A 4,257-nucleotide genomic window follows, 5' to 3' on the forward strand; every position below is an offset into this window, starting at 1 on the left:
GAGATCCACGAACGGCCCCTGCCGCCGAGGCGGTTACGCTCCAACCCCCGCGTCATCAAGCGCAAGATGTCCAACTGGGCGCTCAAGCGAACCGAACACCGCAACACACCCCCACCGAACCCACCCGACGTCACGCTCGTCGGACCGACCCGCACCACCCCAACCCGCCGCAGAAAGACCTAAAACACCGGTATTGGTCCTAGCCCCGGAAAGTGTCGGCGACTGTGCGGTTCGGGTTGCGGGTGACCCACTCCAGCACTCTGGAACCGTCCAGACGTTCGAGGACGAACCTGTCGTCGCGGTACCAGATCGCCTCGGCGACCCGGTGGCCCGCGGGGTAGGTCCGCGTGATCTGCACTTCGCGGGAAGACTCGTGGGACACGGTTTTCGTCGTTTCGACCCTCAACTGCTGGCTCATGGTGGTGCTCAACGACGCGCCGAAACCCCTGAACCCGAAGCTGGCCTCGGCCGAGACGGATATGCCGGTGGTGTTCTCGACCGTCGTGGAGTTGGTCGTGGTCAGACCCACCCGGGTGGTCTCCCGATGCGTGTACTCCGAGGCCCCGCCGTGGTCGTAGAAGAAGACCTTCGTCCAGAACCCGAATTTGCGCAGGATGTAGTAGGGATTCTCCCGGGACTGGCGCTCGCGGGAGTACGCGGGGTCGCGGACCAGCGGGAAAGGGTAGGCCATCGATCCGGCCAGGACGGGGGTCGTGCTGGCGGGCTTGGGGTCGGCGAAGCTGGTCATGCGGTTGACGTCACCGATGTTGTCGTTCCCCGGCTGCAGGTCGAGGACGGGCCTGTACTCGCGTTCGACATGGAACAACCACGTCTGGGATTGAAAATTTGTACCGCTTGCCCTGGTGTACTGCTCGATGCGCGCCGACTCCTGCCGGCTGAACCCGACGACGTTGAGGTTCAGTTGGCTCTCGGCGTTGATGATCTCGAGGATGTCGTTTCCGACGACAGGGCGTAACACCCACTCCTGGGTGGGCCGGTCCTGAGGCAACTGAAGGTGGAACTGCTCGGCGGGGGCGGACGGCTGCGTGCTGTTCGAGACGATGTTGACGACGAAACCGCTGGACATGTTCACCAGGAGGTAGCGCCCGAAGTCCAGAGGAAAGACGTGCCACACCTGGCTCATTCGGTTGGTCTGCGACAGGTGGTACTGCTCCAGTCTGGCCGACTCCGCGTTGCTGTGGGCAACGACGTTCAGGAACAGGTTGCTCTGAGCGTTTCGAAGGAGGTAAGCCCTGCCCGCCGGGATGGGTGTCAAGGGACGCCTCGTTTCCTGGAAGGTGACCGGGCGTGGCACGGGCCGGGCAGCCGATGACTACATCACGCGCACGGTCCGGTCCAGTACAGCCGACCCGAACGGGGACCGGACGGTCAGCGCGGATCGATGGACGAAAATCACGTACGAATGGCGCGAACGGCCACCACGCCCGGGCCGGTCAGGGCAGCCGTCGATACCGCGTCGGAACACCCACGAACCCGCGACAGCGGCGCTGTGCGATGTCGACGAGCCGCCTCGGTCTCGGGCGCGGCGAACGCGTCGGGATCGGCGAACCAGCCGGACCCGGACACGGGCGTCCCCCTTCTTGGTGTTGTGCGGCGTCGCCTTCGCCGTCGCGGAGATCCCACCCGCGCAGCGTCCGGGGCGGGACGGTGATCGGGTGCCGTCGCTCACGTGACGCGTCACGGTGCGGCGGTCCGCGGGGGCGGTGGGTTGGTGGTTCCGACGCACGTTGCGGGGCGGTCGCCGGTCATGGTGCCCGCGTCCAAGAGGTGCGGGATCGCGCGCAGGATCGTGTCCCAGCACCGGTCGAGGGCGTCGTCGGTGACGGCGTGCAGGTCGGTGTAGTCGGGCCCGCCGTCGCCGAACTCGGGCCGGGGCGTGGGGTCCGCGTCCAGGATCGCCGCGCGATCGGCGCGCGCGCCGAATTCGGCGAACCCGGCGCGATCCTCGGTCCAGCGGTTGGCCGACGAAATGGACCACCGCGGGCAGTGGCCCGGGCAGGCGCCGTGGATTCGGGCGGCGGTGGAGTCGGTGCTGCGGGACGTGTTCGCGCCGGATCGGCTGTGGCGGTGGGACGGCGCCGGCTACGCGGCCGTGGAACGCCGCACTGCTCGCCGGGTGGGCGGGGCCGGGCGCGGTCGTGAGCGTCGAGGTCGATCCCGACCTGGCCGACGCGGCCCGCAAACGGATCGCCGGTCTCGGCCTGGACGTCGCCGTCGCGACCCCCGGGACGGGTCTGCGCGACCCACGGCAGGGCCTGGCGAGGTTCATGCCCGCCCGCAGCACACCTCCCGAACGCGCCTGCCTCGACGTTCGGGGCGACGGATGGACGGGCAAGGGCCCGTGGCTCGGCGCATCGAAGATCTTCGGCTCGCATTCCATGTCATGGCCGGGGCAGACGTGCGCGACCCATGGCATTCCCCGGTCTCCGCAACGTACAATCCCGACCTGCCTCGACGCGTGCACGTCATCCGGGAACTGGACGAGGTCAAGATCCATCCCGACGTGATGACCGCGATCGAGCGCGGTGCCGATGCGCTGCTCGCGCAAGGATGTGAGCCACTCAACGCCCATGCCGGATCTTGGATATGGGGCAGATCGGGCTCCGACGCGCGCGTCCCGGCGCTGGTTCGTGTACGCCCTTTGAGGAACGCAGCAGCAGCCCTTCTATCTTGCCGGATTCGGGGCGTCCAGCAGGGTGCTGAGATGCGGGCTTGCGAGGGCGACGCGTGCCTGCTGTGCACCTGCTGTTAGCGCGGCTTGGAGCGTTGCTCCGTCCAGAGATACGTGAAGGAATCCCGCCATGAACGCGTCGCCGGCCCCGTTCGTGTCCACTATCCGCCGCATCGGCGCTGCCGGTGCGTGGTGAACGGCGTGGTCACGGTTGACGGCGATCGCGCCGTCAGGGCCGAGCGTGCATACAACCGTGTCGGCACCCCTGTTGATCGTCGCATGCATGAAGTCGAGGGGTTTCGCGATGCCATCGCCATTCATGAACACATGTGTCGCGGCTTGGATGAATGGTTGGTGGAATGATGATTCACCGTCATAGTCGTGGATGTCCGTCCAGATCGGTACGCCGGTGCCACGCACGTCATCGAGGAGCCGCCTTGTGTGCGAAGAGAGATCCATGACGACGGCCCGGGCGGATGCGAGTGCGTGATGTAGCTCGCGGTCACCGTCACCTGCTTCGTCGCCGGGGGTGGCGAGATAGATGGACAGCCGTTCCCCGCTTCGGCTCATGAGGTTGAGATGCCGTTCGCTGGGTCCGGTTGCCAGCTTGGCGCGGACGTCGACACCTGCTTCCCGGAGCGTTCGCAGAATGCGCGTGGCTGCTTCATCGGTGCCGACGACCGTGTGCAGCACCATGGGCCGGCCCAGGTCTGTCAGGTGCAGCGCCTTGCCCGCTGACGTGCCCCCGAGGGACTCGTAGCTGTCGAGCGCCTGGAGCGTGTGAGGTTCCGCGCGCGGCAACTCCGGCACGGCAACGATAAGGTTCCACGTTGCGGGGCCGCATACGACTACGTCAGGCATGACAGCTGTCCTCCGGGCATGGGGCCAATGGACCCCAAGGGTACGGCTAGTGTGATGCGCCCGAAATAGTGGCTCGAAGAGGCCATTTGATTCGGATGACGTGCTCTTTACTCCTACCAGTGGTTTGTTGGTTCGGGAGATAGAGGTGCAAGCAGTGGCCTGCACCGACCGAGTTCATGAGGGCCTGTAATTGTGTGGGTGGGGGCGCGTTGGACCAGGCGCGCAAGCGCTCGCAGGCTCCTGGCCGACCGGCGTTGGCGCTACGTCCTGATGGGCGACCTCACCTACAAGGACTCCGCTCCCGAAGTGCGCGTGCACCGCATGCGCGGCTACCTCCTGGACCGCTACCGAAAGCCCGCTACCGACGAGTCCTCCGATCGGCGAGCACGCGAGAGTGGATCAGCCCACGCTCGATTCCCTGCGCGCGAACCCGGCTGCGCCGGCGCGCGGCACATCGGGTCCGAAAGCGTCGTCGTGTCGTCGATGAAGGGCGTCGAACTCGAATCCGGGTTGCGCACGAGCCAGGCGACCGGCGTGCCCCCAGAGCGGATCGCGGTCAGGTGTCCTTGGCATGGCGGGCGAGATCGCCGGCCGGATCCTGCGCAAGCTCTGAGGTTTCCCCTTGATCATGGACACCTTGAAACTTGGATCGTGAGGTCCAGGAAGGGAAGTCCAAGTGGGACGTCCGTCGAAGTACACGGATG

At 66.6% G+C, this 4,257-nt stretch carries 4 protein-coding genes; 2 read left to right on the plus strand and 2 right to left on the minus strand.

The genetic code is table 11. The features are described from left to right. Window positions 1-183 (plus strand): hypothetical protein (locus ACZ4FV_RS51685; protein ID WP_465328368.1); only part of this gene is annotated, 183 nt, incomplete at its 5' end. 16 nt (window positions 184-199) lie between these two features. On the opposite strand, the gene ACZ4FV_RS51690 is transcribed toward ACZ4FV_RS51685, so the two are convergent. Next, complete coding sequence (locus ACZ4FV_RS51690; RefSeq protein ID WP_465328370.1) at window positions 200-1,276, minus strand: RICIN domain-containing protein; 1,077 nt, start codon at window positions 1,274-1,276, stop codon at window positions 200-202. A gap of 1,068 nt (window positions 1,277-2,344) precedes the next feature. Here ACZ4FV_RS51690 and ACZ4FV_RS51695 point away from each other — a divergent pair. Next, on the plus strand, window positions 2,345-2,773 hold the full coding sequence (locus tag ACZ4FV_RS51695) for an amidase family protein (RefSeq protein WP_465328371.1): 429 nt from the start codon (window positions 2,345-2,347) through the stop codon (window positions 2,771-2,773). Here the strand turns inward: ACZ4FV_RS51695 and ACZ4FV_RS51700 are convergent. Then, window positions 2,687-3,553 carry a carbohydrate kinase family protein gene (locus ACZ4FV_RS51700; protein ID WP_465328373.1) on the minus strand — a complete coding sequence of 289 codons (867 nt, stop codon included), beginning with the start codon at window positions 3,551-3,553 and terminating at the stop codon, window positions 2,687-2,689. The two genes, ACZ4FV_RS51695 and ACZ4FV_RS51700, sit on opposite strands and share 87 nt — an antisense overlap. Window positions 3,554-4,257: the final 704 nt, after the last annotated feature.

It is taken from the genome of Embleya sp. NPDC025285 (assembly GCF_055558835.1).

Coding starts and splice junctions, on each gene's coding strand:
- ACZ4FV_RS51695 (WP_465328371.1), top strand. CDS start 2,345: ATGGACGGGCAAGGGCCCGTGGCTCGGCGCATCGAAGATCTTCGGCTC.
- ACZ4FV_RS51700 (WP_465328373.1), bottom strand. CDS start 3,553: ATGCCTGACGTAGTCGTATGCGGCCCCGCAACGTGGAACCTTATCGTT.